This window comes from Nitrosomonas marina (assembly GCF_900110145.1).
Lineage (GTDB): Bacteria > Pseudomonadota > Gammaproteobacteria > Burkholderiales > Nitrosomonadaceae > Nitrosomonas > Nitrosomonas marina.
Map to the genome: position 1 here is coordinate 1 of NZ_FOCP01000052.1, position 4208 is coordinate 4208.

Below are 4208 nucleotides of genomic sequence, written 5' to 3' on the forward strand. Positions count from 1 at the left end.
AAAAGTTTTGACCCTGCAGATGCTACGGCAGAACGTCAGTTGCGCGAAAAAAAATTAAGCGTAGGTCAGGTTGTTAGAGCGGTTATAAGAAAACTTAGAAGCGGCAAATTCAATCGCAAGGTTCACCGGATTGGCCAGCTGTGTGTTGTTCATATCGATGAATTTAAGTACATGGATGCGCATTCAGTGCTTAAAAGGATTCAGCTTGAGGCAAACATTTACTGCGATGAGATAGCGGTTAAACCGACCGGCTTGAGGGCTCTGATACCACTACAAGTTTTGGAAATGCTCAGACCCATTCTGCAAGCGTTTGGCTTGAAGCTTACCGATGCAGGACTGATGATTGTTCGTATACCGCGAAGTTTGAGTTACGAGAGTCTAGATCAATCGGAGTACGAGGATGCGGCTCGAAAGATATGCGATTACATATCGGAAGTGTACTGGACAAGTCTTCAGCCGTGGCAGATAGAGGAAATGGCAGAGTCAATGATAGATTAGTAGACTCATAAGTTCATTAATGTTAGTTTGGTGGCTCGGTTGTTATTGAGAATAACAACTATTTACATGTGGTTATTCGTTGCTTCAGTCAATGGAGCGGGAGTAAGTATGAAACATATCGGGCTATTAATAGTAATACTTGCGGTATTTATTCTGTCATTCTTTGTTGTGGATATAGACCAGAATCCACAGCGTGATAAGCATGGCGTTGATAATCGTGGAGATTTGCTTTTTTTGTGTGAAGACGAGTGCTATCGGTTTGGTCCTGAAAGCGTTGAAAATTAGCAATAGTGATGCCGTCATATTCAAAACAATTTACCAAAGGCATTGAAGATCGTGTCAAAAATGGCACGCTAAAAATAGCGTCATCGTTTGGTGCTCAAACAGCCAGCGACGATGTACCAAGAAAAACAGCGGCAAAAACCAATGCTATAGAGAACCTGCAGGCACTTGGTCGCATGAAGGCCGGCAAGATGAATAAAACCGAGCGGGAATATTCACAGTACCTGGATGCTTTAATAGCGTGTGGTGATGTGTTGTGGTGGAAATTTGACGCAGTAAACCTGAGATTAGCGGATAACCTGCATTATCGCGTCGATTTTCTAGTTATGCTGGCAAACGGCTCGCTTGAAGGGCATGAAGTAAAGGGAGGGCATGCATTTGATGACTCGATAGTGAAACTAAAGATGGCTAACGAGTTGTACCCCTGGCCTTTCTACCTGGTTAAAAAGAAAAAGGGCGGAGGCTGGAATATCACCAAGGTTGGAAATAAAAAATAGCTGACTGAGGACAATATCACCGGTGTCGGAAAGGATAATGATAATACCGAAGTCTAGCGAGCGTTCAGCGCTGGCGAAATGTATCGGAAAGCGGCTAAAGGAAGCCAGGGAAGTCGCTGGCATGTCACAGAACTTTGCCGCTCGCAGACTTGGGTACGTCAACTCTTCAAAACTCGCAAAAATCGAGGGAGGCACTGACACCAATTCAGTACCATTATGGTTGATTCTGCGGGCTTCCAGGCTATACGAGGTATCGGTGGATTTTATATTCGGTGAGTCTAACGACTGGGAATTGAGCGCCAGGGCGTGCATGGAACGCGATGTTTCAAAATGGGTATATGACTACTGGGAGCGGGCGAGAATGCGTGACATGGAGGCAATCAAAGCGCTTCAGAATCGAGTCAGGGTTTTCCGCGAATCGATTGCCGACATGCTGGCTGCATCTGAAGAACTTCGTGCATCTGTGCAGCGTTTTATAGAACTTAACCCTAACTTTGAAAATGAAATGCGAGGCGGCAGCCGGTTGATTGCGGCTGTACAGAGAGTCAATGACGTCTCGGGTGGCGCCAATCATAAATTGATACGTTTCCGGGAAGAATGCCAGGCAACGAGGTTCCAGGAGCAAATCGAATCCGGAACGCTTGATCTGAAGTTTAAATAATATGGCCGCAAAACCGAAACTAACACCTGAACAGTGGGCTGAAGTCAGGAAGACTTGGGAGAATGATTCGCGCGATGGTTTCGCATGGTTGGTAAAAGAACTTGATTTGCCTGTGTCCAGACCCGCAGTGAGAAAGGTTGCATTAACCGAGAACTGGACAAAAAAAAAGCAAAAAAACGCGCCAGAAAAAACAGCAAAGAAAGATCAGAAGAACAAGGTTTCCAAGGTTTCCCAAAAGACCGAAACCAAGGTTTCCGAAACCATCATCGAAACCTTCAAATCGGATGCAGAGGAGATCGAGCGCGGCCGTGGTCGGCCTACAAAATATCGTAATGAATACGCGGAGCAAGCGTACAAGCTGTGTCTGCTTGGATATACCGATAAGGAGTTGGCTGATTTCTTTGGTGTTGAAGAACAGACAATCAACAATTGGAAACTTGATCATAAGGAGTTTTTTGAGTCCCTATCGAACGGTAAGGTCCGAGCGGATGCGGTTGCCGCTGAACGCCTATTTGTGAGGGTGTGTGGGTACAAGCGCACAGAATCTAAAACTAAAATTGGTTTTGATAAGAATGGTAAAGAGTTCAACATTGAGAGAACCGTCACCGAAAAGGAAGTGCCGCCAGATGTAAATGCTGCATTCTTGTGGTTGAAGAACAGGCAGGCAAGCAGGTGGAGGGATCGTGTTGATAATTCCATCAAACTGGACGGCGAGACGCTGAAAGGTATTGCGGACAAGTTCACTGAAATCATGGAGAAAGCCAGAGAGCGCCAGAAAGCCGTTCTAATTGAACGCGGGATACTGATTGATAACGAAACCGGAAGGCCGGTTGATGGATGACTGCTCAGAATTCGATATTCTCAGATCCGAGATATGCGGATTTTGTTGACAGGTTTCATGCTGACCCGCTGCGATTCGCGGTTGAAGTAACCGGTATTACACCGTCATTCGACCAAGAGGACCTGCTTCATGAAATATCACCGGCTAATGCCAAGGTTTCAGTAGTCTCGGGTACATCGACTGGTAAAACGGCTACATTTGGCAGGATTGTATTGTGGCATTTGTTGTGCTTCCCGATCGCGGCCTATGAAGGCAAGATCGAGATAGGATCAAACACATATATCGGTGCGCCGCGTATCAACCAGGTTGGCGATGGCGTCTGGAAGGAAATGCAGGATGCGCGGATTGGTATAGCGTCGGGTGAGTATTCATGGATCAATGATTACTACGAAATAACCAAGACGCGCGCGTATGTAAAAGGTTTTGAGGAACAATGGTTCGCCGCTCAGGTTGCAATGCAGAAGGGGCAGGCGATCGGTGTGGCAGGTAAGCACCGGTACTGGCAGTTGATCATCATCGATGAGGCTGCAGGCGTCCCGGATGAGCATTTTGATGTGATCGAGGGCACGCAGACGCAGCCTGGCAATCGAACGTTGCTTGCGTCGCAAGGTGTCAGAAATGCAGGCAGGTTTTATGAAACACACCACAGCCTGTCCAGGGACAACGGCGGATCATGGGCGAACCTGGTATTTAACTCTGAACATTCACCGTTTGTAACAAAACAGTGGCTGAGGGACCGTGATGAAGAGACGGGCGGAAAGACCTCGGTCGAGTACATCATCCGTGTTAAAGGTGGATTCGCAGACAGTTCAGGAAGCAATTTGCTTACCAGATCTGATCTGGAGAATGCCTTTGGCCTTGGAAGCATCATAGGTGATGATGAGCCGTATGGCTTGATGCTGTTGGCTGACGTTGCGATGGGTGAGTACCGGGATTTTTCGGTTGCCGTGGTAGCAAAAGTCGTTGGGTATGGTGATTTTGGGCATGACGCGAGGCGTGTTGAGTACATTTTAATACCGGTCCACTCGAACACTAAAGATGAAATCACGTTCGCTGGTGATCTGGTTGATTTGTACGGGAAGCTGTCAAACGCAACGATGCTGGTCGATAACGGCGGTGTGGGGCACGCAGTAAACAAGCTGATAGAGCAACAGGGTGTTCCTGTGGTCCGGGTGGACTGGGGGAAACCGTGCTTCAAAAAAGAGTACCAGAACCGGTTTTATAATCGTCGTGCGTGTGCGATGGTACGGTGGAGGGATGCTGTCAAGGCTGGAAGGGTATCATTCTTGTTCCCTGATGGAATCGATAAAAAAATGCGCGAAAAGATAATGTCGCAGGGATCGAGATTGCCGTATCACTTCGCCGAAGCGGGCGGTTTGAAATACGTCATGATGAAAAAAGAAAAAATGCGTGAAGAGGGCATACCTTC

General features: G+C 47.2%; 6 protein-coding genes. All 6 read left to right on the forward strand.

Annotated features, from left to right (window positions below; all coding sequences use genetic code 11):
- Nucleotides 1-498 (forward strand): hypothetical protein (locus tag BMX44_RS16990; RefSeq protein ID WP_090634955.1); only part of this gene is annotated, 498 nt, incomplete at its 5' end.
- Nucleotides 499-606: 108 nt separating this feature from the next.
- Nucleotides 607-783 carry a hypothetical protein gene (locus BMX44_RS16995; RefSeq protein WP_177167799.1) on the forward strand — a complete coding sequence of 59 codons (177 nt, stop codon included), beginning with the start codon at nucleotides 607-609 and terminating at the stop codon, nucleotides 781-783.
- Between the two features lie 8 nt (nucleotides 784-791).
- The gene (locus tag BMX44_RS16190) at nucleotides 792-1277 is read left to right on the forward strand and encodes a hypothetical protein (RefSeq protein WP_218144001.1); all 486 of its coding nucleotides are present in this window, start codon (nucleotides 792-794) and stop codon (nucleotides 1275-1277) included.
- Between the two features lie 37 nt (nucleotides 1278-1314).
- A complete protein-coding gene (locus BMX44_RS16195) occupies nucleotides 1315-1938 on the forward strand; it encodes a helix-turn-helix domain-containing protein (RefSeq protein ID WP_090634957.1) in 624 nt (207 codons plus the stop codon).
- 1 nt (nucleotide 1939) lies between these two features.
- On the forward strand, nucleotides 1940-2779 hold the full coding sequence (locus tag BMX44_RS17140) for a hypothetical protein (RefSeq protein WP_218144002.1): 840 nt from the start codon (nucleotides 1940-1942) through the stop codon (nucleotides 2777-2779).
- A partial coding sequence (locus BMX44_RS16205; RefSeq protein WP_090634959.1) for a hypothetical protein occupies nucleotides 2776-4208 on the forward strand: 1433 nt, incomplete at its 3' end. The genes BMX44_RS17140 and BMX44_RS16205, both read left to right, overlap by 4 nt.

What these genes read in the sequence shown, in the direction of transcription:
- BMX44_RS17140 (WP_218144002.1), top strand. Translation starts at nt 1,940, where the DNA reads ATGGCCGCAAAACCGAAACTAACACCTGAACAGTGGGCTGAAGTCAGG.
- BMX44_RS16195 (WP_090634957.1), top strand. Translation starts at nt 1,315, where the DNA reads ATGATAATACCGAAGTCTAGCGAGCGTTCAGCGCTGGCGAAATGTATC.
- BMX44_RS16995 (WP_177167799.1), top strand. Translation starts at nt 607, where the DNA reads ATGAAACATATCGGGCTATTAATAGTAATACTTGCGGTATTTATTCTG.
- BMX44_RS16190 (WP_218144001.1), top strand. Translation starts at nt 792, where the DNA reads ATGCCGTCATATTCAAAACAATTTACCAAAGGCATTGAAGATCGTGTC.